Raw genomic sequence first — 24,025 nt, 5'->3', positions numbered from 1 at the left:
GACAAGACACTTTCCTAGATACTTACCACATAAAAATCATCACGGTTAGTGACAGTATAGGAGGTACATATACATGAAAAGAATCGACAATCCAACAGCAGAATGGCAAGTCACTGACCCTAGCCTTTTGAAAATGGATGCCAATAAACTTGCTGAACTCGAACATTTGGTGCAATCCAACTATCAAAATATAAATGGTATCGTTGTTGTAAGAAATGGGTGTATCGCTTACGAAAATTATTTTAATGGCTACAGCCCGAATGATACACATCATGTAGCATCTGTAACGAAAAGTATTCTATCTGCGCTTATTGGTATTGCTGTAGAACAGGGATACCTTAAAAGTGTAGACCAAAAAATATTGGACTTCTTCCCTGAATATGTGCCCGATGCCACGAGTAAGAAAAAACATGAAATCACTATAAAACATCTTCTCACTATGACAGTTCCATATCCATTTGAAGACTGGCGTGAACCCTTAGATAAATTATGCATGCAGCAAGATTGGATAACCTATACGCTGGATATGCTCGGGCAGAACGGGGAGCTTGGCTCCTTTAAGTATTCCACTGCAGGAGCACACTTACTGTCAGCTATCCTTACACGCAGTACAGGGAAAAGTGCTCGTGAGTTCGCCAACATGCACTTATTTTGCCGCATAGGTATGAAAGAAATTCCGAACTATGAAATGGAGTCATTTGGCTTCGAGGACTTGTTCGGGAATAAGGTGAGAGGGTGGGTTCGCGATCCGAATGGCTATTCCACTGGAGGCTGGGGTCTTACACTAAGCACGCGTGATATGGCACGTTTCGGTTTGCTATATTTGAAGCATGGGGTATGGGATAATCAGTCGATCATTCCGCATAAATGGATAGAGGAATCAACGGCGCTGAATGCCAATCATTATGGTTATCTTTGGTGGTTACGAGAGGAGGATGGTGTTCGTGCAAACTTAGCATTAGGGGATGGTGGAAATGTCATTTGCTGCATTCCAGAACTAAATCTCGTTGTAACCATATCATCATCCTTCATGATGAATGCTAATGATAGATGGACATTGATTAAAGAATGCATTGTCCCCGCATGTATATCGTAAATACAAGTTATTACACTTGAAGCATGAGAACCATCCTGATGAAACAATCATAGGATGGTTTTTTAAGCAGTCCCTTGTCCAACTTACTTACGTCAAATGCTCAATGATCGTACGGTAAGCCGTAACTGCCTCATAGTCATGAATGTTAAATACGGTAGGATCAACCCCCGATTTAACGATAACCGTTCGTTCCTTTTGATTCACGTAAATATGCTGTCCGTATATACCTCGTGCCATAAACTCCGTTCCGTCACTGCCTAGTGGAGACCACCATTGATATCCATAACCGAAGAAATCATTAGCTGCTCCTGGCATCAAATCCGCTCTATCGGGTGTGACCGATTCCTTAATCCACTGCTCAGATATAATTTGGCTCCCATTCCAGTTGCCATTATACAAATACAATCTTCCGAACTTAGCGTAATCCCGTAGTGTCGCGTTTATAAAGGTGAATGCTATTTCATTGCCATGTAGATCGGTGCTCCAATAAGCATCCTGCTCCATACCGAGCGGCTTCCAAAGCTTTTCTTCTAAGTAAGTAGAAACATTTGTACCTGTCGTTCTTTCAAGCAGCATCCAAAGCACTTGCGTGTCGACGCTCTTATATTCAAACTGACCTGGCTCCTGTAATTTTGTCAGCTGCTGTACATATTTCGAGATTGGAACAGCTTTTTCACCGAACACGTCACTCAAAAAGGTGTGGATTTCTGCATCCTTATCCATGTAGTCTTCATTGAAGCGTACACCGGATGACATTTGCAGCACATCTTTAATACTAGCCCCGTCAAAGCCGCTTCCTATAAGCTCAGGCAAATACGATGTGACAGGATCAAGGACATCTTGCATAGCACCTTCCTCCATTGCAATCCCAACGAGAGCAGAAACGATCGATTTGGCTACAGACATCGACATGGCGGTCGAATGCTGGTTATAACCATTGTAGTACTGCTCTGTCACAATCGTATCGTCATGAATGACGAGAAATCCGGTAGCAGAAACCTTTTGCAAGTACTCGGCAACGTTACTGCTGCGCCCATCAAATTCATAGTTAATTTCCGTTAGTGGAAGTTCTTTCTTTTCAAACAAAAAGGGTCGCTCTGACGCGTGAATATCGTTCTTAGGCATGATCTTGTCCATATTGCGGAAGCTCCATGCGATATGGTCTTTGTGCAGCATCGCAGCTAATTTGCTTAAATCATAGGAATGATTGTTTTGGTTATTCAATATGATCGAAACCTCCTGGTGCGAAAATGTATCGTGTAAATTATATACTTTTAATTGTATAAAATCGCAAAAATTCAGTGATATTAAAGTACGTTAATTAGCTGTATACTAATAATAAGTATGTAGAAGGGGAATTGATTGTATGCCATTTTTGAGATTTAAGGGATTTGATAAAAGCATTATCGAACAAGTATCACCGGCTATTATTGAGAAATTTTCTAACATTGTTGATATTCCAAGAGAGATTGTGAAAATAGAACTTCTTCATGTGGATCAAATTACTAATTCACCGTTATCGGTAGAAATATATATGTTTCAACGTGAACAAGAAATTCATGATGCCGTTGCTTCTATGATATATGCAAAGGTAAGTGACTATGGATGTCAGCATCCACACATCTTCTTTGTTATATTATCACCTTCGCTTTACTACAAAGAGGGGAAGCCATTGAATGCTTTACCGAAAACATCGGCTTCTATGTAAAGAATAGAGATGAGTATACAAATCACTCGGTATATGGATTCCGACATAAAAGAAGTTATTTCGCTTTTTTATGAGACTGTACATGCCATTAACGCTCGGGATTATTCGTCAGCACAATTAGACGCATGGGCGTCTAAAGACGATCAATTGCATAAAGAACAGCTGTGGACAGAGTCTTTACGTAACAACATCTCATATGTCGCTCATATAAACGGAACAATGGTTGGCTTTGTTGATATGTCCCATAGTGGATATTTGGATAGGCTGTACGTGCATAAAGATTTTCAACGGCAAGGAGTCGCTTCATCATTAGTAAATATGGTTGAGTTCGAGGCCAATAAACTTGCTCTGACGCGGCTGAGCACGGATGCAAGTATTACAGCAAAGCCCTTTTTCTTGAATCGAGGATACCAAATCATGCAAACACAGAATGTTGAGCGAAACGGTGTTACACTAGTAAACTTTAAAATGATGAAACAATTAACGTAGTTAAACATTTTGTCGAAACAGATGACCAATAATCAGTTTACACAAGGAGAAATTATACATGAACGAAAAAGATTTCGATACGATTTATAAGATTATGCAAGATTCCTTTCCTGAATATGAGCGGAGAACGTATGATGGACAGAAGCAGTTGTTAGACGATCCACACTACCGCATCATTTCGAAAGTTAATGACATGAATCAATTGATTGCTTTCATGGCTGTATGGGAATTTTCCATGTTCTGCTTTGTTGAACATATTGCGGTCACCCCAGCTGGGCGGGGAAGTGGTATCGGTGGCAAGTTAATGAGCGATTACATTGGCGAGTCACAAAATCCCGTTATTTTGGAAGTCGAGTTGCCTGAGACGGACTTGGCTCAGAGGAGAATCGGTTTTTATGAACGATTGGGGCTTCACCTCAATGATTTCGGATATGTACAACCATCACTTCAGGAAGGACAGCCGGATGTTCCGCTGCAGGTGATGAGTTACCCTAGGACACTCACTGAGGATGAGTTTTCACAATATAGAGATATTTTGTATAGCAAGGTGTACAAGATAGATAGTAAAAAGGTTGGTACTGATCGATAAGTAAAGAAAACCGTCCTTTGGAGAGAGGACGGTTTCTTTATGCTTTAGGTAGTTTGTCCTTCTTCAGATGTTACCTAGGCTCGATATCTCGCTATTGAGGAGTTTGTGTTAGCCTCATTAATGAGTACAGATTCGCGATCCCTCGTATTTGCATTTCGATGAGCTGATTGAAATACGAACGGATATTTTTAGCCAGTTGTAGGAGGTGTGATGAATCTGTATGTTCCGCTGAAGCAATCGATTGCTTCAATTGGACGGTGTCTTCTGAATAAACAGAGTTTTGCAGTACTTGCAACAGCCTAATTTTAAGCAAGTGTGCCCTGTTATAATGACGATAATGGTTAGTAGGGTCTCTATCTGCCGTCACATAGCCAGCTTGCTCCCAATAGCGGATTGCTGATTTGGAAACCTGCGTTATTTCTGAGACTTCGTTTATAGAGAGTCTTATTTCTTGATGGAGAGCTGGACTTCCTTCTGTATATCGTTGAATATCTTCGATCAGCTTATCCAATCTCATTTTTTCCTCATGCAAAGCGACTTCTCGCTCCCGCACTAACCATAAAGCATCGTACGGCTTCGCTTGATGGAGGCTATGCAGTACCTCCGTAGTTACTTCCATTCCGAAAGCTGGAGCCATTGCTTGAATACACGCCAAATAAGTTTCATGCAAATTCGTATAAACACGATAGCCATTAGCAGATCGTTCAGCAGGGGGAATAAGGCCTTTAGCTTCGTAATTTCGCAAGGTGCTGGTGCTGATCATGAATGTGGACGCCAGTTTTTTAGGACGCATCGTCAACTTGAGCCTCTCCCTTGTATCTAGTAGAACAATAAAGTTAATTATAAGGTTTTGCGCTTGTCCAGTGTAGTAAATCCTTTCACTAATGTGACAAGCAACTGCGAGAGCATCCACTGCCACGTATAGTTATCTTCAACAATAATTTTAACGGTACGATTTCATGGACGAAATAGGAAGTACCATTTAATTCAATCGTAACTCTTCATATTCTGAAACATGAAAAGGGTCAATAATATCTATAACTTTCTTTGTTACTAAATTAACTACTGCTACAAATGATGGATTGATAAAGCAATGAACGCCAGCAGGACAACTAAATTTAAAAGCAACGTAGGAAACCCCTAGATTCCCAACAACTTTTAAACATCCATATCCATTATACATATATCCTGCATTGAATTTTTCAATAAGCTTTTCCCTTACTGGCTGATTCGTTAAAGCGATAGCGGTTGCGACCGTACACGGGTCTAGTGAAAATGCAGCACTATTAATAAATGCATCGAATTGTGAATGCAATTCATTCGTCATGATATCCCTCCATTGCTTATCAGATATTGTCTGATGCTATATTTCTATGCATCTGCCTAAATAATGGTGATACATGATGGATATCAGTAATCAATTTCCTTTCACAAATGATTGTTAATTACTAACTTGAATAGCTACTGATAGACTTGGTATCGTACTTAATTGGAAATCATATAATTTTTCGTGAGTTAGGATCATTGAGTGCTACAAATGTACATAAAGGAGGAGAATGATGGCATCTATTCGAACGGATTTGAAAATAACCAATAATACTCCGCTACAAATGGTACGAATTTGGGTGACGGATACCGATAATTATGACTGGGATGGGGTATCAAGGCCTGATCATAATTTTCAAAATGTAAGTCTTGCAGCCTACAACAGCCGTGAGGAACGTGAAGAGCTTAACTATTGGGCAAGTTCAGCGTGGTATACCCTCCATATGCAATTTCAAAATGGCGATACCATTTCATTCCGAAATGATCAATACGATGCCCGCCATGATCATAAACGGGAAATTACACTACATGGTGAAAGTGCAGGCAAATACATTGCGACGCAAGTTTCCGGAGATAATTGGAACAAGATTACGATATCACTGCGTTTGCCTACTAACGGATGGATGGATAAAATAGCGGGAAATCCATTATTGTCTGAGCTTAACATTCCTGGTACACATGATACTTGTGCCTTATATGGTGGGGACTTGGCCATTTGCCAGACACAGACGCTCAGAGAGCAGTTGGATGCTGGTATTCGATTCATAGACATTCGATGTCGCCATATTGAGAATCGATTTGCAATTCACCACGGTATAATGTACCAGCATTTAATGTTTGGCGGTGGAGTCAGAGATGTATGTCTGAAATTTTTAGAAGATCATCCGCGAGAGACGATTATTATGTCGGTAAAACATGAATACGACGATGCGGATGACACGAGAAGCTTTGAAGATACGTTCCGCTGGTATTTGGAAGGCAATGAATCGATGTGGTATTTAGATGAGAACGTTCCAAGATTAGATGAGGTGCGGGGGAAAATTGTGCTGCTTCGCCGTTTTAAGTCCAATCTTTCTCTAGGTGTAGATGCAACGGCATGGAAGGATGATGCAACGTTCTCGATTGAGAGCTCTTATGCTGTTCTTCGGATTCAAGATGAATACAAAGTACCAACCGTATTTCATATCGGTAGTAAGTGGAATCATGTCAAATCACTTTTGGATCGTGCTGTAGATGGTGTACACACAGACTGGTATCTCAATTTTACATCTGGGACATCCGCTGGTGCCTATCCTTATACGGTTGCAGAAGGTAGCCCTGGTATTGAAGGTCTTAATTCCCGTATGTACAGTTACTTGGAGCAAACAGCGTCGAAGAGAATAGGTACGATAATTATGGATTTCCCGAACAAACCGATCCCAAGCTTAGTGCAAAGAATCATTGCGACTAATAAATTTTCAGTCTAACTGTCTCTAGAACGAATCTGAATATCTCCTTTAAAAGCCGCCGTTAGGCGGTTTTTTCATTGTGCATGAGCCAAGTTGATATTCTCAATGGAGGATAGATCAATAGGTAAAATACTTAAACTTCATTTGTACATCCATTCATATGTTGACGTACAAGTAAATAGTGTATATATTGTATATATACGATAGTTAATCGATTAACATAAACCAGGTGGTAGAACATGAACATTATTATTTCCAATGCATCCGGCGATCCGATTTACATGCAAATATTGAACCAGATCAGACAGAGTATTTTAAGTGGGGAATTGCAAGCCGGTGATAGCCTTCCGTCGATTAGGCAGCTAGCTAAAGATTTGCAAGTAAGTGTCATTACAACGAAACGCGCCTATGAAGAGCTGGAGAAAGAGCAGCTTATCGATTCCGTGGTAGGCAAAGGTTGTTTCGTATCAGGAGCCAACAAAGACTTTATTCGGGAGCAACGAATGAAACGATTAGAAGAGAAGCTATTGGAAGTCATCCAAGACAGCAAAGAATTAAACATGAGTCAGCAAGATGTAATGGAGCATCTGACACTATTGTTCGAGGAGGATCAGACATCATGAATGCAATCGAATTACGTAATCTAACGAAAATATACCCTCAATTTACGGTTAACAACGTATCTTTGGATGTGAAGCGAGGGTATATTACCGGACTGATTGGACCAAATGGCGTCGGTAAAAGCACTTTAATTAAAATGATGCTCGGTATGGTTCGCCCCGATTCTGGCAGCGTAAAAATATTAGGGTATGACATGCCTAAACAGGAGATCGACATTAAGCAGCGCATCGGTATCGTGTCAGATGATTGCTTTTATTATGAAGATGTTTCGATTCGTGATATGAAGCGTATAATTGCTCCGTTCTATAAGAAATGGAATGAACAAAAGTTTAATCGTTATTTGGAAAGATTCGAGCTGTCGCCCAAGAAGAAGATTGGACAGTTGTCCAAAGGGATGAAGATAAAGTTTGCGCTTGCCGTGGCTCTATCTCATGAGGCAGAGCTGCTCATCATGGATGAGCCGACCTCTGGGCTTGATCCTGTGTTTAGAAGAGAATTACTTGATCTACTTGCGGAGATGATGCAGGACGAGCGAAATACAATTATTTTCTCGACCCATATTACAACGGATTTGGATCGTATTGCTGATTATATTAGTTTCGTTAACCGTGGGGAGCTCGTATTTAGTGAACCGAAAGATGAAGTGCTTGATAGGTACGCAATAGTGAAAGGAGACAGGCAACTGCTTGATTCGGACATTCGAAAGAAATTTGCTGGGGTGCGTGAGACGGCTTTCGGATTTGAAGGATTAGTGGAGGATAGGCATGCGGCCGAGCAATTATTTGGCAATTACGCTGTATTTGAAAAAGCATCCTTAGAAGACATTATCTATTACAACGCCAAAGGAGGCCGCGTTCATGCTTAACCTACTTCGTAAAGACTTCATAGCGGCAAAAACATCTTTAGCAATGAGTATCTTAATTTTTACAATATTCTGTATATTTTTTATGAAAAAAGAAATGTCTATGCATTTTGTCGGTATCATTACAGCCTTTTCCACAATTAGCAGCCTTACGCTTAACGATACTAAAAATCATAATCATCATTTTCTAGTTACATTACCTGTCAGTCGCAAACATATTGTGCAGGCCAAATATGTGATATCTCTCATTTGTATCATTATTGCAGTACTTGCTTCTTATATTGTTCACTCGCTAGTGAAAATAGCCGTTCCTGGGTACATCACCGTAGATTACAGCATGATAGATATTTTGGTTCCTATTGCGATTGTGCTTGTTCTAGCTTCCGTATACTTGCCGCTTTTTTACAGCTTAAGTGAAAAAGGGGCGCCTGTGTTAAATGTTATATTTCTATGCCTATTTCTTATAATGGCAGATCCCGTAGCTCAGACCATTCACAGGGCATCTCTAAATGGAATTAATTATCCACTCGTATATGGATCATTATGTAGTACCTTAATATTGTTTGCTGCATCTTGTTATGTAACGGTATATCTGTTTACGAAGAAGGACTTATAACATAGAAGTAAATGCTACTGTAAGGCTAAAGATTCATATAGAAGGTAACGGTATAGATAATAAGTAAAGGAGAGCTTGTCCTATGAAAATGAAAACTATGCAATGGATACAATTCATATTTGCTGGGTGGGCAACCATAGTACTAGGATTGTTCCTCGCTACTTGTTCAGCCGCAGTAGCTGAGCAGGTGTTTGGGTTGCCAAGGATGGGTCAACAATGGGTTCAAGCCATCGTAATGACTGCGCTTATTGTTCCGACTATTTTATATTTGTATCGATATGTGTATCGGATAACTGGAGTTAAACCTAGAACACTGGAATATTCGTGGAAAAAGTTATATCACTTGTTTACAGGCATGTTCTTTGCAATAGCGCTCGCTGCGGTGGGTTTCATTATACTCAGTACTCAAGGATTAATAGCCAATGTACAATGGCATGCACCTGATCAGTGGTTTGCTGCGCTGTTCATAAATATCATTATCGCTTTCTTATACGAAGCTTTCCCAGAGGAATTGGGACTGCGAGGATTCCTATATGATGTGCTGCGTGATCGATTTGCCACATGGCTGGCTATACCATTGCAAATGCTGCTATTTATCTCTGTTCCTATATCGGTAACTCTGCTTCAAGTTCTCGTTGGAATGGCTCCGGGCAACAGTATTCATATGGGTTACATCATACTCATTTTAAGCTTTGGACTTGTGTTGCAATTGGTTCGTCTATGGAGCGGGAACATATGGGCATCGATTGGATTTCATCTTGCGTATTTAGAAATAATGAGATTTATTGTCATGGCCAAGGCATATGGCTCACCACCGATGATAACTTTTGATGAATCCATGCCAGGGACTATAGGCATGATTCCTCTAGTGGTGATTATTGGAGGCAGTGTTGTATCCCTCGTAATATTGGGGGTTAAGCTATTCGTACAGAAAAGGATAATGAAGCGAGATGATTCTCTTACAAACTAAATAAATGAATGTATGATCATTATTAACTATTTAAATAAAGCTTCTGAGTCTACTGCTATAGCATTTTTATAGCTTATCCATTTTAGGAATTTCCACGATATTGGCACTAAGCAGTGTTTCATTGGTTGATGCAAAGCCAAGTGTTAGCTCAATTCAACAACCAGACACTGTAGTGGCACAGTTGAATCAAAAATTAACAGTTACGTCTGCTTCCGTTTCCCAGAATGAAAACAAACGATTAAGTAGAGAAGAATTTGATAAGTTGTATAACGGAAAGGCGAACATTACAATTGATGAATGTTATCGACTCTATCAATTACAAGATATGGCCAATTTAGATCCAAAGTTTAAGCAAGATTTGAGAGAGGAAGCAGCAAAGAATGGCAAAGCAGTACATTCTAAAAAATACACATGGAACACAATAGAAGCATCGTCGATGAAGTTTTCAAATGGGGACAACTATGTGCGTATCCATTTTTACGAGGTAGATTCAAAACATAGTAAAAAGCAGAATGAGTATAAATATTACCCAGCTAAAAAGATGCGGCAAATAAAAAACCACAAGAAAACGTACTTACTTGGTATGGCAAGGATAAGTCTTACAGCATCTTTACGAATGCGGATAATCCTTTGACGAAGGAAGAATTGATAACATTCTCAGAAACAATGATTGGTAGAAATTAAATTGTTTTTACTTAAGAAAAGTCCGTTTAGGCGGGCTTTTTTTATTTTGAGTAAGCTGCAGCAGCTATTTTTTTATATCCAGAAATTACTGGACTTTTCATAGGGCTGCGGGTATATTTATGTCACGAAATAAGTCTACGATTTCCCCGATGAACGTTTTACCACAACTTCTTCCTATCATCACAAAAAGATTTGGAGGTATGATGTATGAAAAGTATATTTCCCAGAAGAATAGGTACAATTAACATGACCGTGAGGCCCAAGAAAGGGTTGAACCTATTTGTAGTCCTTCTCCTTATATCTACGATGCTGCTCCCGATCACAGCTAGTGCCGCTTATTTCAACACCTATACGACTGTCTCAACGCTTGAAAATGCGAATGGTGGAAATTCCGCACAGGCATTTGCCGTGGGTTCTACTTATACCTATACCGTTAAAGTTGCCAATGGCAATGCCAAGCAGGTCATTTACCGTACGAATATGACCACAGGTGCGACGAATCTTATGACAAACGGTGACACCGGTACGACCTACACGACTAACCTATACCATGCCAACGATATGGTACTTAGCACGATCAACGGCGAACTCTATATGTTTATTATCACGATGAAAGCTGGCAATATGAGTCTTGTAAAACTGAAGTATGTAGGCTCCACGTATTACCAAGTTGGTGACTATACGATCAAACTAAATGGTACGGATAAGGCAATGTCAGGTGTAAAAATCCTCAGTAAAGATGCCAACAACATTACGTTTCTTTTCAAAACAGGACATAATTTTTACAAAGGAACTATTCCGCTAACTGCCAACAGTGGGACGATTAATCTATCAACTGCCTTTAGTATAAATACACAAAATGCACTCGTTAACGGCAGCCCTTTATCAAACATCGGCTCCTATGTATTCCAAGGATTCGGTCTTTATAAAGATACAATCTTTGTACCGATGACATATAAAAATGTCAGCATTGTACTTGTTTATCGTAATGTAGCAAGTGCTTCGGGTACGATTCAAGCAGATAATAATCTTTCATTCCGCATTACTTCCTCTACCTATCCAGAATTATTTGAAATTGAAGGTGTCGGAGTTGCCCATGGTGATAAGCTCTGGTTTAATACGAATCGAAAAAAGACATCGACGGACCTGTTGCATGACGGAGTGCACTATTTCAATGATTTCAACGCTTCCCAATTCATCCAATAAAGTTACGGCATTTATGTGAAACGAAGACAAAGGTATTCGGAGCCATCCTAGCTTTCTAAAACCTCCTATTTGTCTAGGAGGTTTTTAATCTATATCTACTTTAGAAATATCGCAACCATCCATTTTAATAGAGGTGAATTGTAATGATCGAAAAATTGTATTGGCTTCCAGCAGGCAAAGTTTCCTTGGATTGTTCCATACTTAATCAAACGGTACGGCCAGGTCAGATAGTGACCATCCCAATTTGGTCTTTTTTATTGGTCACTCAGGACGGTCCGATCCTATTTGACACGGGAATGCCTGAATCCTTTATGAACAACCCCGATTATTTTAAGGGTACTTTATACGAAGGACGAATCATTCCGCTAATGGAGCGTGATGATCATATTGTCTCTGTGCTAAAAAAGGCAGGTTACTCACCAAGTGATATGATCGCAGTGATCAATTCGCATCTTCACATGGATCATGCTGGAGGTAATCCTTATTTTCCTGATACACCGATTTATATTCAACAGCAGGAATGGGAAATGGTTAGACAGAGGAACTCTGCATATGCGCCTCCAGAATGCTTGCTGCCAAATCTGAATTACAAGATTGTAGAAGGTGATACTGAACCGTTCCCAGGGTTACAGCTTTTGTCTACGCCTGGACATTCACCTGGGCATCAATCCGTGCTTGCGACAACGATGAAAACAGGTCCTATTTTATTAACTGTAGATATGGCGTATACGCGAAGCAATTATGAAGAAGGGACCCCATTTTTTACGTACGATCATAGGCAGGCCAATCAATCTATTGAGCGAATCAAACAGAAAATGGAGGAAATACAGCCGAACATCATTTTCTTTGGTCATGATATTGACCAAGGAAAGGTACAGGAAGTATATCCAAAATTTTATTAATTAGGAAGAACATTTGTAAAGGAGAAATGTTTCTATTCTCACTTGCAACTACATCCTTAGAGATGTTAAGAACGTTCGTGCTGATCGACAGATGATAGAAGTCCATAACGATTTACCGGTCTGCCCACGCTGCCGTATCGGATATCAAGGCGAACAGATCCTGATTGAACCAAATATTCTAAATAACGGCGGGCAGTTACCCGCGCCAAACCCACACCGTCAGCTACTTCTTCCGCAGTTAAAAAGGAACGCTGGTGCTGGAGCAAATGAATGACTTGTCGCATGGTACTTGATTGCAAGCCTTTCGGCAATGTCGCCCCAGCATCTAATACAAAGCCCGTAGTCGTGCTGCGTAAAATCGCATCCAGTTCTGCCTGTGTAATATGGCGCTCTTCGTGCAGCGCCTGACGATACGCTCGATATTGCTCCAGTGCCGCCGCGATACGCTCGAACTTAAAAGGCTTGATAACGTAGTCGAAGACACCTTTTTGCATAATGTTTTTCACTGTAGGCAGATCTTTAGCCGCAGTCACCACTATAACATCGACAGGAAGGGCTTCAGCCCGAATTTGCCGAAGGGTTTCGACGCCATCCTGTACAGGCATGAACATATCAAGAAATACGAGGTCGGGCTCTAAGTCCCGCACCAATTTCAAACCTTCCACACCGTTTCCAGCGATGCCCTCAACACGAAATCCAGTCACATTTTCAACAAACTGGCGGTTCACTTCTTGCACCATCGGATCGTCTTCAATGAGCAAGACACGGTACTCATTTATTTGAGGTTGCCTCTTATTCATGGATTTTGACTCCTTTCACAAGCGCATCATCTTACCTAGTTATACATAGTTACATGGTTATCCATTGCAGATTAAGATGCATCCTCATTCATCGGAAAGATGATAATCATGGATGTTCCGTTTCCAATAGAGGAGTGACAGACAAGCTCGCCGCAGCCTTTTTCAATGATGTTGCCAATTAAGTACAAACCGATGCCGCGCCCGTCGACAGCTTTAGTGGAAAAACCTTTTTCAAGCATATGCTGCTGTGTACATTCGTCCATTCCGTTCGCGTTGTCTTCGACCATAATCGACAGCACTTCATCATCTTGTTCTATGCTGACTACTATTTCTTTACATTCGCGTTCAGACAACTCCAAAGCATCGAAAGCGTTTTCAATTAAGTTTCCGAGCAGCAGCACAAGATCGTGTCGATCCAACTTCGGTGGAAATTGTGTCAATCCACTACGCTTGTCTAATTCTACGTGAATACCAAGTTCTTGACCACGTGAAATTTTGCTGAGCAGCAGTCCGCCGATCCCTTCATCTGAAAAGCGTTCTTTAACGAAGGAAAGCAGTTCTTCCTGCCGTTCAGATACCTCGAATAAATAATCGAGTGCTTGTTCGTAATGTTCGAGCTGAATAAGGCCTGCTATCGTATGGAGTTTATTCATATACTCATGATTTTGGACGCGCAGCGCATCGACAAATGCCTTAACACCTGTTAATTCTTCCGCCATGTGGGCTAGTTCCGTTCGGTCTTGGAAAATAGCAATTGCTCCGACAGTCTGGCCCTGCACGGTAATAGGAATACGATTGCTCCAAATCACCGCGTTGCGCACGATGAGCTCTCGATTATAAATGGGCTGCTGCAACGTCAAAATTTCAGGAAGCCTCGTATCTGGAATGACATCACGAATGGGCTGGCCAACTGGATTGCCTTCGATATCAAAAATTTGCTTCGCACGCTCATTAAAAATAGTGATGCGCTCTTTGTTGTCTACTGCGATAACACCCTCGTGCATCGCTTGAAAAGCAGCTGTGCGTTCTAATAAGATGCGCGCGATCTCTTGCGGTTCCAAATTGAACATTTGCCGCTTAATATTTCGGGATAGCTGCCACGCCCCAAGCAATCCGAATAGAAGGGCGAGCATGAGCGTTGCCGCAATGGGCCCACGTTGTTCCCAAATCATCTGGTTGATGCTGGGCAGCAGCAAGCCAGCCATAACAACACCTACTTGATGATGCTGCACATTCATGATTGGCACATAAGCCCGCAGCGCGGGACCAGCTTCGCCTCTTACTTTAGATATGTAAGAATGCTCCGCGAACGCGGGCTCCACGTCTTTATCATCCGTAATAGACTTACCGATCCGATCCGTGATCGGATGCGAATAGCGAATTCGGTCCATATTGAGCACGACGATATAAGATACTTCATTAATCATTCGGATATTTTCCGTTTCGTAGGCGATGTCTTGTGCTGCTGCTACCGGAAGCTGGACCTTTTCTCGGATATGCGGCTGTTCTGCAACGGTTCGCGCTGTCGTCATTAATCGGCGACCAAGCTCATCCTCGGTCATACGTGTCATAATGCCTACGACGATGATGCCGCCTATTAAGAGAGAGAACGAAGTTAGACCAAATGCAAGTAGTGCAATTTTACCATATACAGGCAAATTGCGTATGTATCGCAAGTGGCGAATGTTGATTTGGTGCATGGCTAGTTTCGCTCCCTACCATTTACGTCTTTCTATCATTGTGAAATAATAAATGGAAATAATCAACAGGGAAGGGGAGAAAAAATGAGATCTTTCGTTACTATTGGGTTATTTGTACTTGTTGGTCTCATTGCTGCTATATTAATCGGTTTTCCACTCCATACGTCCAAACCATTGCCTTATGATGCAGAACAAGCGGGGCTCAAAGATCGCATTGTCATTAAGTTTAATCATGTTGTTGCTGAAAACACGCCCAAAGGGTTGGCCGCAGAACGATTTGCCAAGCTCGTTCGCGAGCGATTGAGTGATCGGGTTGAAGTGCAAGTATACCCGAATGGAATCTTATATTCAGACAAGCATGAGCTAGACGCTCTTAGTCGAGGGGACATTCAAATGATTGCGCCGTCTTTTTCGAATCTAACCAATGCATTTCCAAGTTGGAAAGCTTTTGATCTGCCTTTTGCTTTTCCTAATCAACAAGCGGTAGATGAAGCGTTACAAGGAGAGATTGGCAAGCAGTTGCTTGGTGAACTGACCAATGCAAATATGAAAGGCATTTCCTTTTGGAACAATGGATTCAAGCAGGTAACAAGTGCCCAGCGGCCATTAATTCATCCTGCAGATTTCGCGGGTCAGACGTTCCGCATATTGCCGAGCGAAGTGTTGGAGCAGCAGTTTCATGCATTTGGCGCGCAAACGTCCATGATGCCCTTCACGGAGGTGTACCACAGCGTAGTACGAGGTGATGTCGATGGACAGGAAAATACGATTTCGAACATATATAGTAAACGTCTCTATCAAGTACAGCGGTATATGACGATCAGCAATCATGGCTATTTAGGATATGCGGTTATCGTCAATCGCTCGTTCTGGGAGGGGCTTCCTGCAGATATTCGACGAGAACTAGAATTGATATTAGCAGAGACGACCGAATGGAATCGGGTGCTTGCTCAGCAGTTAAATGACCAGCAGCTTATGCACATTAAAAAGAGCGGTCTGATGGATATTCATCAGCTGACTATTGAGGAAAGAGAAGAGTGGTTAAAGAAGTTAGCCCCCATTTACGAGCAGGTGGAGCAAGAGGTTGGAGCTCCTTTACTGGCCCAAATTAAGTCACTTCGACATAAATATGATACACACAGTCCATAATGGCGTGGAAACTTTAATTTCTTAATCAACGTTCATAATTAACGATATAGATGCACAACAGCAAGACCAAAAAGACCAATATGACCACATTATTGATTGGAACCGCTTTCTTTTTTACAATGAGGACACAAATTCACATTTTCTTCACATTGTAGAACTTGACAAGAAAGGGTGTTCCTCTTGAGAATCAATTTTAAAAATTTGACGGTCCAAGTAGTAATCGCCATAATTATTGGGATTTTGGTCGGTCATTTCTTTCCAGCCTTTGGTGAGAAGCTCAAAGTGCTCGGAGATGTCTTTATTAAGTTGATTAAAATGGTTATCGCACCAATCGTTTTGTTCACCGTTGTGAATGGTATTGCCAGTATGGGGGATATGAAAAAAGTTGGCCGCATCGGCGGTAAAGCACTGCTATATTTTGAAATCGTTACAACCATTGCGTTGGCGATCGGACTTATCGTAGTCAACGTCATCAAACCAGGTGAAGGGTTTGACACAGCTGCTGTGCAAGGCGACGTAAGTACATATGTACAAAAGGCAGAGGAAGGCAATCAGACCATGATGGAATTCGTCGTTTCTATCGTGCCTGAAAATGTAGTTGCAGCGTTGGCAAGTGGCGACTTGCTGCCGATCTTGTTCTTTGCGGTATTGTTCGGCTTGGCGTTAACAGCTATGGGCGAGAAAGCAAAGCCAGTCATCGACTTATTTGATCGGCTGTCACACGCATTTTTCAATGTCGTCAATATGATTATGAAAGTGTCTCCCATTGCAGCATTTGGTGCAATGGCGTACACGATTGGCAAGTTCGGTATAGGCTCCTTAACAAAACTAGGTTTGTTGATGACTTGCGTGTACATTACGATGTTCTTGTTTGTAGTATTTATTTTGGGTGGTATCGCAAGATTGTATGGCTTCCGTCTATTCAAATTTATTCGCTACATTAAAGATGAAGTATTGCTCGTACTTGGTACATCTTCTTCGGAATCGGCACTGCCGCGCATGATGGATAAGCTGGAGAAGTATGGTTGTTCGAAGTCCGTTGTTGGTTTAGTTATTCCAACGGGTTACTCCTTTAACTTGGATGGAACATCCATTTACTTATCTATGGCTGCTATTTTTATAGCACAAGCTTACGGTGTTGATCTTAGCGTATGGGAGCAGCTTGTATTGCTCGGAATTTTGATGCTCACGTCTAAAGGTGCTGCAGGGGTAACTGGTTCAGGCTTTATTACACTTGCCGCAACGCTGGCAGCGTTCCCGACGATCCCAATTGCCGGTCTAGCTATCTTGATTGGCGTAGATCGCTTTATGTCTGAGGCACGTTCAATTACAAACTTGATCGGAAACGGCGTCGCTACGGTTGTCGTGGCCAAAATGGAGAAAGAATTCCATCCACCTGCAGAGTATGCAGCTGATAGTGACTTTAAAAATCGTGCAGTTATTGCCAATACGCCAGTAACAGAAGCAAAGTAGGAAATACATAAAGCCCCCATACCACGTTACAGTGGATGGGGGCTTTATGCATGCTGGTTCCTATAAAGGTAGTGTGAAACAGACGTACTACTTCCTAATTGTACTCGCATTCTTTCGATGCAATAGTACACTTATCGATGCTTTGGACAAAAGTGCAGTTACTATAACGAGAGATTATCCATTTTCGATGGATTTGGACAAACGTGCATTTATTTTTCTTGATTATGCAATTGATATCGATAACTAAACCGAAATAACTGCATTTTTGTCAATATTACTCCGAAAAAGGATATTTTCGGAGTAAATAACTGCACATTTGCACATTTGTCACTCGGCTAAGCTAGAAGCTTATAGGAGTAGCGTTCACCATCGTATCCTACGGAAATGTTCATCTAAATCGGATATACTTCATACCGACCTTCTTTGTAGGCGCGTGGAATTCAATCCCTTATAATAGCTGTTTTTTCAGTAACTTTAAATAACTTTAAATAACCAGTAGGGTATTCATCAATTCCTTAGTGAATGGCTCGGTGAACCGTAAGCGTTCATTTTCCTGTATAATTTGACCTTCCTTCATGCGCCGTTCTAGCCAATCGGTAATCCATCCTGGCGCATAGCCACCTTGCCCAAATTCACCGCCGAAGGCAATCATTTGGTCATACATTTTCAGATATTGCTCGCGATTCGTATTTGGATATGACTTTGTATATAACCAAAACTGTACATCATACATCAAATACGATAATTCATCTGCATGAAAGGAAAAATGTCCTTTTTCTTCAACAACTTTTGTACAAATCGCACGAATTTTCATTTCAATTTGGTCAACCTCTGATACTTGTGAACATAGCTCCTCCAGCAAGGGTGAGAACTTCCCGTGGGCTACTTTGTAAAGTGCCTCTGTCTTGTCCTCCTCGGAAGTATCATATTCCTCTTCACTTACAAGTCCACAAATAAAGGCTTCAAAATTATCAGCTAAAAATGTAATTTCATAATCATTTTCCTGATCAACATGAACGACCTCAGGCTCGCCGTCTCGCCCGCATGCTCGGTAGTCTAACATGACTACGTCATGTCCTGCTGAAGGGCAGTCACAAATAACGATGCCGATGTCGGGATAGCCCCATTCTTCGATCATAAACGGACTGCCGAGCTCTCCGCAAAGGGAATAACTTTTCTCTCGGCCAATGCCCATAATGCCTGTAATGGCAATATGATCCTCAGCCCAAGAAGTTGCTTCCTCTGTTGGGAAGCAGGTGTTCTTAGGAATTCCTCCATTCTGCTGCTTCATCAGTGTGATGTAAGAGGAGGGGAGCTTGTATCCTAACTCATCTTCGATTGAATGGATCATCTCAACAGACGGAGGATCAGAGAGATAAGATTGTTTCGCATATTCACTATCCTCCCAAAAATCATCTAAGGAAATATTCGCAAAAGGAATATTATCTGCTGTTGACCCGTGCGATTCAATAGCATGTTTTCGCTTCGCGGCAATCCGAAGCTCTTCTCGCTGCTGTTTTTTAGCCTTTTGCACACTTAATGTTAACAAATATTCGATGTTCGGATCACCAGCTTCAAGTTCATCAGCGGAACGCAGAGCCTGAACCGCGTCTTCAAATCTTCTTAGATGAAATAGGGCAAAGCCAACCCGATAATGCCACAGTGAATCTTGTTGTCCTTCTTCAGCAATTTTATCGAATTGTTGGAGTGCCTCTTCATAAAGGCCCAAATTGTTATAGGCTCTTCCTATTCGACTAAAAGCCTCATAATCCCATTCATTCTCGGGAATGGACAACAATGTATCCACGATATACTGATGTTTGTCTTCTTCATGCCATTGATTGAATTGTTCAATAAGGGATTGATCCATTGTATCCTCCAACATTGTAATGGTTAAAAAGTTCACGATATAAACCGGATAATCATGCAATACATCTATTAGAGTAAATCATGCAAGAGATACTAAACTTAATAGGCATGCCGTACGAGTTTTGTTTTTAGCCATATCGTATATGTTCAGCTGAAATAGTCCCTTTGCACAGTTCCATAAATGTCTCAGCAATAGGCACAGCATCCTCATAACCTAAATTTCCTGAGTGAGTTACGAGAATAGGATATTCATCTTGATGCTTGTCTGTTCTCATGTCCCATGCATAATGATGGCCGCATCCATCCATGGCAAATGGTACAGCTCCAGGCATATACTCGGGAAATTCATAGGCAAGCATCATGGACCTCAACTCATCAGCGCTAAAAAATTGAAAATGCCTTTCCCCATTGCTGAACTCACCGCCATTGGAATAACGAAGCAACTCTATGTAAGCAGTTGGTAATCGTTTGTTCGGAATGTTCCATTTTGTAGGATGGAAGGGTTGGTACCGTTTATGTAGGGGATCTGTTACTGGAAAAGGGTTGCGCTGTCTTTCTATGATTTCCTGAATTTCGTGCTCGGATAGAGGTTGATTCCAAGTATGTATAAAGCGTTCTAATTGTTGTTCTGACAATTCGGGACACTTGTGGTAACACCTTTCGAAAATAGCTTGCCATACCATGTCGCAGCTCCTCCTAGCAGGATATATTTGGAATTTTTATCGACTAACTGCAATAGGTAAAACTGTATTCAGAGTAGTGCTGTAAACGAACATATGAATAGAATTGTATATTATTTTAACGTAAATCGATTGACGATAAAATCCCACTATTATACTATATCAAGAATCCTCATATGTAGGGCACTTAATAAAATGGGATTAAGCTGGGTAAGTATATGGAGGAGGCAGGACTATGTACAATGAAGAGCACAGAACCCATGCTGGAAGAAGGCAGGCTTGTACAGCATGTTTATAAAGAAGGTAAGTATGAGGATCTTATTCATTATGGAGTTATAAATACTGGAATATAAAAACGATACAAGTATATTTACTCCTTCTACATAAGTAGGGGGAGTTTTTTGTAATTCAGCGTCTTATATGTAATTACTGATACAAAAATAAAAGGGTCTTTTCTATGGAAATAGGTTGACATCACCAAACTACAGATGTAGTATTAGCTTGTAACTACAATTGTAGTTTAAAAATCAGAATGAGGTAGAAAGGAGAAACACAACTATGAACACAGCATCAAAAGCAGCAGTTGCAGTACTAAGCGGAGTCTTATTGTTCGGCTCCACCTTGCACTTTACAGCAGGGGTAGCAGCGAATAAGGCTGCGCAGCAAAAGCCTGCTAAAAAAGAAGACAAATCAACCCAAGCTATTCCGGAAGAAGACAAAAAGTTTATTGAAAATGAATTGAAAAGAGTAAAGGAGTTAAGCGAGAAGTCCGGTGATATGTTTATTCTGTATCATAAATACAAAGTATTGAATAGCGGACTTGATCTAAGCTTCTGGGGAGGGATGCATTCCTACAAAACGTATGAGGACTATATGAAAAAAGCCTCTACGCTGAAAGGCTCAATCTTGCAGCAGCCTTCCAATTTACCAAAGGGCTATACGTTTTCAGAAGCATCAATCGAAGGCCCGACGGAAGGGAAGTTCGTTGCTGAAGCGAGAGCCGAAGGCAAGAAAAGTGGAAAACCGCTCTATACAAAGAAGATAGATTGGAAAGAAGCCGCAAGTATTCGTCTGAAATATACGAATGGCAAAGATACTATTGCTCTTTCTAAGTTTATATTAGACAAAAATTCCACGAAGAAAAAAGGATATTACGAAGATGAGCTCCCGAAACATATTTATCCTAAATATGTGTACTGGCAGGATAATACGTATGGCTACAGTATATCCACAACATTTGATATGTCAAAAAAGAAAAAGATCGAAATTTTGAAAAAAGCAATCAAGAAAAAATAGTTATAAAGATGCTGCATGGTACCAAATATATGGCAACTTTTCTCGACTAAATAGGTTGACATTACTAAACTACAAATGTAGTATCTAATATATAACTACATACGTAGTCTGAAAATTGTCTACACGTAATCTGAGAAAATGGACCGTGGAGGTTTCACAAATGCAGCACATACCATCCATTACCGATGCAGAACTAGAAGTTATGCGTATTTTATGGACAAATCCAAATCGTCTGTCTAGCGAAATCGTAAAAATAATGGCGGATCGAATGCAATGGAGTCCGAATACAACTCGAACGCTCTTGAACCGTTTGGTGCAGAAAGAAGCAGTTGGGGTGAAGCTAGATAATAGTGCAAAGCGTTTTCAGCTATTTTATCCGCTCATTAGCGAGCAGGAATATTTGCGAGCTGAAACTAAATCTTTTGTTAAAAAGCTGTATGGCGGATCATGGAGGCCGATGCTGGCCCACTTTTTAGAAGATGAAAAATTGAATACCCAGGAGATTGAGGCATTGAAAGCTTTATTTGACGATAATGGCAGCGACAAACAACAAGAAAAGAGAGATAGATGATGGGTTCTTCCTTATATGCAAGTTTATTGTCCATTTTCGAGTGGGTCATTCAGGCATCCTTCATGGCAAGCATATTAGTTATATTTGTACTCGTTTTGCAATTTATAATGAAAAACAAACTGGAAGCGAGATGGCACTATTTACTGTGGATGCCTGTCGTCATCCGTCTGCTGCTCCCATGGGCACCAGAATCATCGCTAAGTGTATACAATATGTTCGCACTGGAAAGTATTGCGCCTAGTGTGCATGAGCGAGTTCAAGATTCAGCGAGTTGGCATCATTGGCGGAAGGACACGCGAGGGATCTTGGAAGATGGCGTTTATGCTCAAGGGCTTTCCAATATCGAAATAACGGATGGAACAAATGAGAATCTTTTATCTGGGATGGGGCAAGAAGATGCTTCATGGTGGAGCATTGTCAAGCAATTCGGATTCATAAATATGCTGATGGTGATATGGTTTGCAGGCGTTATGATACTAACTATAAAGACCGTAGTTGATCAATTTCGCTTAAAACAAGCGCTTCGTGCAGGCCGAGCCATTGACACTCCTTATTTATCGTCATTATTTCAGGAGACGAAGCAGTTATTGAATGTACAACGAAACGTTCGCTTCGTCGCCTCAGAGCAAATTCCCGGACCAGCAGTGGTTGGCTTACGAAACCCTGCGATCGTTATATCACCCAGATTGCTTGTAACACTACAAAGGGATCAGCTGCGCTATATTCTCGTGCATGAATTTGCACATATTAAGCGCTGGGATGTGGCTGTCAATTGGATGATGCACTTCCTACTGATTCTCCATTGGTTCAATCCGCTCCTATGGCTTGCTGTTCACAAAGCAAGGCAGCATCAAGAGCTTGCGTGTGATGCATGTGCACTGGATCGATTGAGTCCGCAGCAAAACCATGCCTACGGGCTAACGATTCTCCACGTGCTGGAGCATTTTACTGGGCATCATCAGCAGCCAGGGGTTGCTGCTTTGTCTGCCACTCATAAACAAATGAAAAGGAGACTTATCATGATTAAACATTTTCATAAAAAATCATATAAATTATCTATTCTAGGATTAACGATGCTTCTTGCGCTTGGCAGCGTATCATTGGTTAATGCTAAAGAAAGCCATACAGGCCATACACCACAACCAGCGATTGTTTACCCTGAGGGAGTAGATTCTGCGCAAGAACGTGCGAGCTATAAGAAAGCAATAGACGAAGCTAACCGAAAATCCGCTGAAGCAGCCAAATCCATACCTGCGGAGCATTTAAAGTTTATTGAAGACGAGAAAAATAGAGTGAAACAACTACATGAACAAACAGGCGACATGTTTGTTTTGTATCATAAATACAAAGACATCAATAGTGGACTGGATCTAAGCTATTGGGGTGGAATCGATCATTACAGCAGCTACGAGGACTACAAGAAAAAAGCCTCGACGCTAGAAGGGTCCATTTTACAGCAGCCGTCCAACTTGCCAGAGGGATTTACATTCTCAAAAGCTAGAATCGAAGGGCCAACAGAAGGAAAATTCGTTGAAGAAGTACGAGCCGAAGGGAAGAAGAGCGGTAAACCTATTTACGTAAAAAAGATAGATTGGACAGAAGCGGCAACTATTCGTCTGGAATATACGAACGGTAAAGACACGATTGCGATTTCTAAGTATACAATGGGCGTAGATGCTGGGAAGAAAAAAGGTTTCTTTGAGGATGATTTGCCAGCCGATATTTATCCAAAGTATATGTTCTGGCATGATGATAAGCATGAGTACAGCGTTTCAGCTACATTTGATATGTCTAAAAAAGACAAGATTGAACTGTTAAAAGAAGCGGTTAAAAAATAAAATAAGGTGTAATCGTGCGCAGCTAATATACGAGTTAGCCCAGCGCGAATTACTCTAAGTTATTGAAGCGGTTAGCCCATGCGGTCCAGTGAGATACTAGGATTTCATGGGCTTTTTCTTTGTTTGGAAAGC

General features: G+C 41.1%; 25 protein-coding genes. 18 read left to right on the top strand and 7 right to left on the bottom strand.

Going from position 1 to position 24,025, the window contains the following annotated elements; all coding sequences use genetic code 11:
• Positions 1-73 precede the first annotated feature (73 nt).
• Positions 74-1,096 (top strand): serine hydrolase domain-containing protein, encoded by a 1,023-nt coding sequence (locus H580_RS0112120; RefSeq protein ID WP_028595028.1) that lies wholly within the window; start codon positions 74-76, stop codon positions 1,094-1,096.
• Positions 1,097-1,183: 87 nt separating this feature from the next.
• Here H580_RS0112120 and H580_RS0112115 read toward each other — a convergent pair whose 3' ends face one another.
• The gene (locus H580_RS0112115; protein ID WP_245583556.1) at positions 1,184-2,320 is read right to left on the bottom strand and encodes a serine hydrolase domain-containing protein; all 1,137 of its coding nucleotides are present in this window, start codon (positions 2,318-2,320) and stop codon (positions 1,184-1,186) included.
• A gap of 142 nt (positions 2,321-2,462) precedes the next feature.
• On the opposite strand from H580_RS0112115, the gene H580_RS0112110 reads away from it, so the two are divergent.
• The 3 genes from H580_RS0112110 to H580_RS0112100 are packed head-to-tail and all read left to right on the top strand — an operon-like array spanning position 2,463 to position 3,882.
• On the top strand, positions 2,463-2,804 hold the full coding sequence (locus tag H580_RS0112110) for a DUF1904 family protein (RefSeq protein WP_028595026.1): 342 nt from the start codon (positions 2,463-2,465) through the stop codon (positions 2,802-2,804).
• Positions 2,805-2,819: 15 nt separating this feature from the next.
• Positions 2,820-3,293 carry a GNAT family N-acetyltransferase gene (locus tag H580_RS0112105; RefSeq protein WP_028595025.1) on the top strand — a complete coding sequence of 158 codons (474 nt, stop codon included), beginning with the start codon at positions 2,820-2,822 and terminating at the stop codon, positions 3,291-3,293.
• A gap of 58 nt (positions 3,294-3,351) precedes the next feature.
• Complete coding sequence (locus H580_RS0112100; RefSeq protein ID WP_028595024.1) at positions 3,352-3,882, top strand: GNAT family N-acetyltransferase; 531 nt, start codon at positions 3,352-3,354, stop codon at positions 3,880-3,882.
• 91 nt (positions 3,883-3,973) lie between these two features.
• Here the strand turns inward: H580_RS0112100 and H580_RS0112095 are convergent, their stop codons facing one another.
• Complete coding sequence (locus H580_RS0112095) at positions 3,974-4,675, bottom strand: MerR family transcriptional regulator (protein WP_028595023.1); 702 nt, start codon at positions 4,673-4,675, stop codon at positions 3,974-3,976.
• Between the two features lie 189 nt (positions 4,676-4,864).
• Positions 4,865-5,209 (bottom strand): hypothetical protein, encoded by a 345-nt coding sequence (locus H580_RS24115; RefSeq protein WP_051217432.1) that lies wholly within the window; start codon positions 5,207-5,209, stop codon positions 4,865-4,867.
• Positions 5,210-5,441: 232 nt separating this feature from the next.
• Here H580_RS24115 and H580_RS24110 point away from each other — a divergent pair, with 232 nt between their 5' ends.
• From H580_RS24110 to aiiA, 8 genes are all read left to right on the top strand, one after another.
• Positions 5,442-6,674, top strand: coding sequence for a phosphatidylinositol-specific phospholipase C (locus H580_RS24110; protein ID WP_051217431.1), 1,233 nt, complete (start codon positions 5,442-5,444; stop codon positions 6,672-6,674).
• 221 nt (positions 6,675-6,895) lie between these two features.
• Positions 6,896-7,279, top strand: a complete 384-nt coding sequence (locus H580_RS0112080) for a GntR family transcriptional regulator (RefSeq protein WP_028595022.1) — start codon at positions 6,896-6,898, stop codon at positions 7,277-7,279.
• Positions 7,276-8,142 (top strand): ABC transporter ATP-binding protein, encoded by an 867-nt coding sequence (locus H580_RS0112075; RefSeq protein WP_028595021.1) that lies wholly within the window; start codon positions 7,276-7,278, stop codon positions 8,140-8,142. The genes H580_RS0112080 and H580_RS0112075 overlap by 4 nt, the downstream gene beginning before the upstream one ends.
• Positions 8,135-8,755 carry an ABC-2 transporter permease gene (locus H580_RS0112070; RefSeq protein ID WP_028595020.1) on the top strand — a complete coding sequence of 207 codons (621 nt, stop codon included), beginning with the start codon at positions 8,135-8,137 and terminating at the stop codon, positions 8,753-8,755. The genes H580_RS0112075 and H580_RS0112070 overlap by 8 nt, the downstream gene beginning before the upstream one ends.
• An 82-nt stretch (positions 8,756-8,837) precedes the next feature.
• Complete coding sequence (locus tag H580_RS0112065; protein WP_245583555.1) at positions 8,838-9,725, top strand: CPBP family intramembrane glutamic endopeptidase; 888 nt, start codon at positions 8,838-8,840, stop codon at positions 9,723-9,725.
• A gap of 100 nt (positions 9,726-9,825) precedes the next feature.
• Entirely contained in the window at positions 9,826-10,359 is a 534-nt protein-coding gene (locus H580_RS0112060; protein ID WP_028595018.1) for a hypothetical protein, read from the top strand.
• Positions 10,360-10,616: 257 nt separating this feature from the next.
• Positions 10,617-11,615 (top strand): hypothetical protein, encoded by a 999-nt coding sequence (locus H580_RS0112055; RefSeq protein WP_028595017.1) that lies wholly within the window; start codon positions 10,617-10,619, stop codon positions 11,613-11,615.
• Between the two features lie 143 nt (positions 11,616-11,758).
• Complete coding sequence (gene aiiA, locus H580_RS0112050; protein WP_028595016.1) at positions 11,759-12,517, top strand: quorum-quenching N-acyl homoserine lactonase AiiA; 759 nt, start codon at positions 11,759-11,761, stop codon at positions 12,515-12,517.
• A gap of 65 nt (positions 12,518-12,582) precedes the next feature.
• On the opposite strand, the gene H580_RS0112045 is transcribed toward aiiA, so the two are convergent.
• Together H580_RS0112045 and H580_RS0112040 are read right to left on the bottom strand one after the other, a co-directional pair.
• Positions 12,583-13,317: a response regulator gene (locus tag H580_RS0112045; RefSeq protein ID WP_028595015.1), complete on the bottom strand. Its 735-nt coding sequence runs from the start codon at positions 13,315-13,317 to the stop codon at positions 12,583-12,585.
• Positions 13,318-13,388: 71 nt separating this feature from the next.
• A complete protein-coding gene (locus H580_RS0112040; RefSeq protein ID WP_036605159.1) occupies positions 13,389-15,017 on the bottom strand; it encodes an ATP-binding protein in 1,629 nt (542 codons plus the stop codon).
• Positions 15,018-15,101: 84 nt separating this feature from the next.
• Here H580_RS0112040 and H580_RS0112035 point away from each other — a divergent pair, with 84 nt between their 5' ends.
• From H580_RS0112035 to H580_RS0112025, 3 genes are all read left to right on the top strand, one after another.
• Entirely contained in the window at positions 15,102-16,166 is a 1,065-nt protein-coding gene (locus tag H580_RS0112035) for a DctP family TRAP transporter solute-binding subunit (RefSeq protein WP_028595013.1), read from the top strand.
• A gap of 180 nt (positions 16,167-16,346) precedes the next feature.
• Positions 16,347-17,639 carry a dicarboxylate/amino acid:cation symporter gene (locus tag H580_RS0112030; RefSeq protein WP_028595012.1) on the top strand — a complete coding sequence of 431 codons (1,293 nt, stop codon included), beginning with the start codon at positions 16,347-16,349 and terminating at the stop codon, positions 17,637-17,639.
• Between the two features lie 46 nt (positions 17,640-17,685).
• Positions 17,686-17,886 carry a hypothetical protein gene (locus tag H580_RS0112025; protein WP_028595011.1) on the top strand — a complete coding sequence of 67 codons (201 nt, stop codon included), beginning with the start codon at positions 17,686-17,688 and terminating at the stop codon, positions 17,884-17,886.
• 237 nt (positions 17,887-18,123) lie between these two features.
• Here H580_RS0112025 and H580_RS0112020 read toward each other — a convergent pair whose 3' ends face one another.
• Both H580_RS0112020 and H580_RS0112015 read right to left on the bottom strand, forming a co-directional pair.
• Entirely contained in the window at positions 18,124-19,509 is a 1,386-nt protein-coding gene (locus H580_RS0112020; protein WP_028595010.1) for an SMI1/KNR4 family protein, read from the bottom strand.
• 127 nt (positions 19,510-19,636) lie between these two features.
• On the bottom strand, positions 19,637-20,191 hold the full coding sequence (locus H580_RS0112015) for an SMI1/KNR4 family protein (protein WP_028595009.1): 555 nt from the start codon (positions 20,189-20,191) through the stop codon (positions 19,637-19,639).
• Positions 20,192-20,746: 555 nt separating this feature from the next.
• Here H580_RS0112015 and H580_RS0112005 point away from each other — a divergent pair.
• The 3 genes from H580_RS0112005 to H580_RS0111995 all read left to right on the top strand — a co-directional run bounded on the left by H580_RS0112005 (position 20,747) and on the right by H580_RS0111995 (position 23,893).
• Complete coding sequence (locus H580_RS0112005) at positions 20,747-21,484, top strand: hypothetical protein (RefSeq protein ID WP_028595008.1); 738 nt, start codon at positions 20,747-20,749, stop codon at positions 21,482-21,484.
• A 160-nt stretch (positions 21,485-21,644) separates the two neighbouring features.
• Positions 21,645-22,055: a BlaI/MecI/CopY family transcriptional regulator gene (locus H580_RS0112000; RefSeq protein ID WP_028595007.1), complete on the top strand. Its 411-nt coding sequence runs from the start codon at positions 21,645-21,647 to the stop codon at positions 22,053-22,055.
• Positions 22,052-23,893 (top strand): M56 family metallopeptidase, encoded by a 1,842-nt coding sequence (locus H580_RS0111995; protein ID WP_245583554.1) that lies wholly within the window; start codon positions 22,052-22,054, stop codon positions 23,891-23,893. Before H580_RS0112000 ends, H580_RS0111995 begins: the two co-directional genes overlap by 4 nt.
• Positions 23,894-24,025 lie beyond the last annotated feature (132 nt).

Source organism: Paenibacillus assamensis DSM 18201 (genome assembly GCF_000422445.1).
Classification (GTDB): domain Bacteria; phylum Bacillota; class Bacilli; order Paenibacillales; family Paenibacillaceae; genus Paenibacillus_B; species Paenibacillus_B assamensis.
This window is presented reverse-complemented; position numbering and strand designations above follow the sequence as displayed.

Coding starts and splice junctions, on each gene's coding strand:
- H580_RS0112055 (WP_028595017.1), top strand. CDS start 10,617: ATGAAAAGTATATTTCCCAGAAGAATAGGTACAATTAACATGACCGTG.
- H580_RS24110 (WP_051217431.1), top strand. CDS start 5,442: ATGGCATCTATTCGAACGGATTTGAAAATAACCAATAATACTCCGCTA.
- H580_RS0112070 (WP_028595020.1), top strand. CDS start 8,135: ATGCTTAACCTACTTCGTAAAGACTTCATAGCGGCAAAAACATCTTTA.
- H580_RS0112005 (WP_028595008.1), top strand. CDS start 20,747: ATGAACACAGCATCAAAAGCAGCAGTTGCAGTACTAAGCGGAGTCTTA.
- H580_RS0112040 (WP_036605159.1), bottom strand. CDS start 15,017: ATGCACCAAATCAACATTCGCCACTTGCGATACATACGCAATTTGCCT.
- H580_RS0112075 (WP_028595021.1), top strand. CDS start 7,276: ATGAATGCAATCGAATTACGTAATCTAACGAAAATATACCCTCAATTT.
- aiiA (WP_028595016.1), top strand. CDS start 11,759: ATGATCGAAAAATTGTATTGGCTTCCAGCAGGCAAAGTTTCCTTGGAT.
- H580_RS0112020 (WP_028595010.1), bottom strand. CDS start 19,509: ATGGATCAATCCCTTATTGAACAATTCAATCAATGGCATGAAGAAGAC.
- H580_RS0112025 (WP_028595011.1), top strand. CDS start 17,686: ATGCATGCTGGTTCCTATAAAGGTAGTGTGAAACAGACGTACTACTTC.
- H580_RS0112000 (WP_028595007.1), top strand. CDS start 21,645: ATGCAGCACATACCATCCATTACCGATGCAGAACTAGAAGTTATGCGT.
- H580_RS0111995 (WP_245583554.1), top strand. CDS start 22,052: ATGATGGGTTCTTCCTTATATGCAAGTTTATTGTCCATTTTCGAGTGG.
- H580_RS0112065 (WP_245583555.1), top strand. CDS start 8,838: ATGAAAATGAAAACTATGCAATGGATACAATTCATATTTGCTGGGTGG.
- H580_RS0112120 (WP_028595028.1), top strand. CDS start 74: ATGAAAAGAATCGACAATCCAACAGCAGAATGGCAAGTCACTGACCCT.
- H580_RS0112035 (WP_028595013.1), top strand. CDS start 15,102: ATGAGATCTTTCGTTACTATTGGGTTATTTGTACTTGTTGGTCTCATT.
- H580_RS24115 (WP_051217432.1), bottom strand. CDS start 5,209: ATGACGAATGAATTGCATTCACAATTCGATGCATTTATTAATAGTGCT.
- H580_RS0112110 (WP_028595026.1), top strand. CDS start 2,463: ATGCCATTTTTGAGATTTAAGGGATTTGATAAAAGCATTATCGAACAA.
- H580_RS0112100 (WP_028595024.1), top strand. CDS start 3,352: ATGAACGAAAAAGATTTCGATACGATTTATAAGATTATGCAAGATTCC.
- H580_RS0112080 (WP_028595022.1), top strand. CDS start 6,896: ATGAACATTATTATTTCCAATGCATCCGGCGATCCGATTTACATGCAA.
- H580_RS0112015 (WP_028595009.1), bottom strand. CDS start 20,191: ATGGTATGGCAAGCTATTTTCGAAAGGTGTTACCACAAGTGTCCCGAA.
- H580_RS0112095 (WP_028595023.1), bottom strand. CDS start 4,675: ATGCGTCCTAAAAAACTGGCGTCCACATTCATGATCAGCACCAGCACC.
- H580_RS0112045 (WP_028595015.1), bottom strand. CDS start 13,317: ATGAATAAGAGGCAACCTCAAATAAATGAGTACCGTGTCTTGCTCATT.